Annotated in this window: 1 protein-coding gene; it reads right to left on the bottom strand. The window is 56.1% G+C overall.

Annotation, left to right across the window (positions count from 1 at the left end; all coding sequences use genetic code 11):
• Positions 1 to 829: 829 nt before the first annotated feature.
• Positions 830 to 1,783 (bottom strand): acetyl-CoA C-acyltransferase (locus A3754_RS22040; protein WP_063521350.1); only part of this gene is annotated, 954 nt, incomplete at its 5' end.

Genomic DNA, 1,783 nt, shown 5'->3' with positions numbered 1-1,783 from the left:
TTGGCACTGAAGTCATCGTTGAACTTGTATTCACCGCCGGCCATGGCCGGGGCGGCGGCTGACAGCAGGCCCAGGGCCAGGACGCTGCTGTAGCCGACAGCGATTGCTTTGCTTCGCATTATTTTGCTCTCCCACTGCTCCGGGGATGAACCGGGCAGACATTCCGTTTGTTGTTGTGAACGTTGTTGTAGCGCACTTGTGAAACTCGCCCGGTCCCTTCGGGCGTTGTATTTCTGACTCTGCGGATTTCGTCGTTATTTTTTTGAATCACGATTCCGAAAACCGATCGGTCATGCTTAATTCATACATACCGCTTGGTATGTGGTCAAGACGACTAAAGTGGCAAAAATCGGTGGGGAAGCGGTTTAAGATGAAGGTTACGGGCTTATTTTGGGGAAAACGTACCAGTAAGTCGGTCTGAAAATAGGCGAAAGGAAACATAATCATGATATGGGTTTACTTTCGAACGTGGTTCGTTACCCCAGGTAACAAGCAAAAGGATGTTTCGTTTTTGGTGACTTTTTTTGTTTCTGGACACATTTTTTAATGATTGTGAGGCAGTTCCCTGCTGAGCAAAGGTGGAATTCTGGTTGATGGCGTCATGTCACTGCCCATGGCTTGCGAGAGATACCGTAATAACGACAGCGACATCAGGTGATGGGGTTTGACGTCAGGCACCCGGCATCGAGGGTGTGGCAAAGTGCCAGGTATTCGCCGATAAGCCAATCCGACGTCGAGAACCGTGTTATCCACGCCAGTACGCGATGAACCAAAAAAAGGGGGCACCAGACGGTGCCCCCAAGGGGAAACAGAATCAGCGCGATTCCGTCTAGAACACTTCGAACAGGCCAGCAGCACCCATGCCGCCACCGATGCACATGGTGACGACCACGTACTTCACACCGCGGCGCTTGCCTTCGATCAGGGCGTGGCCGGTCATGCGGGCACCGGACATACCGTAGGGGTGGCCGATGGAGATGGCGCCGCCGTTGACGTTGTATTTTTCCGGGTCGATGCCGAGCTTGTCCCGGCTGTACAGGCACTGGCTGGCGAACGCTTCGTTCAGCTCCCAGAGGCCGATGTCATCAACCGTCAGGCCAAAGCGCTTGAGCAGTTTTGGCACGGCATACACCGGGCCGATGCCCATTTCGTCAGGGTCACAACCGGCCACTGCCATGCCACGGTAGGCGCCCAGCGGTTGCAGGCCCAGTCGCTCGGCTTCCTTGCTGTCCATCAGCACACAGGCACTGGCGCCGTCAGACAGCTGGGAGGCGTTGCCGGCGGTGATGAAGCCGCCTTGCTGCACCTGCTGGCCACCCTTGAATACGGGCTGCAGCGATTGCAGCCCTTCCAGGGTGGTTTGCGGGCGGTTGCCTTCGTCCTTTTCCAGGGTCACTTCCACGTCGGAAATTTCCTTGGTCTCTTTGTTCATCACTTTCATGATGCTGGGCATGGGCGCGATTTCGTCATCAAACTTGCCGGCTTCCTGGGCAGCAGCGGTGCGCATTTGTGACTGGAAGGCGTATTCGTCCTGGCTGTCGCGGGACACGTTATAACGGTCGGCGACGATTTCGGCGGTTTCCAGCATGGACATGTAGATGTCAGGGCGGTTTTCTTTCAGCCATGGGTCGGCGGCGCGGAAGGTGTTCATCTTGTCGTTCTGCACCAGGGAGATGGATTCCAGGCCACCGGCCACGGCCACGTCCATGTTGTCGACGATGATTTCCTTGGCGGCGGTGGCAATGGCCATCAGGCCGGAGGCGCACTGACGGTCCATGCTCAT

Source organism: Alcanivorax sp. HI0083, from assembly GCF_001635175.1.
Note: the sequence above shows the minus strand (reverse complement) of the source record. Positions and strands in the feature narration are given on the sequence as shown.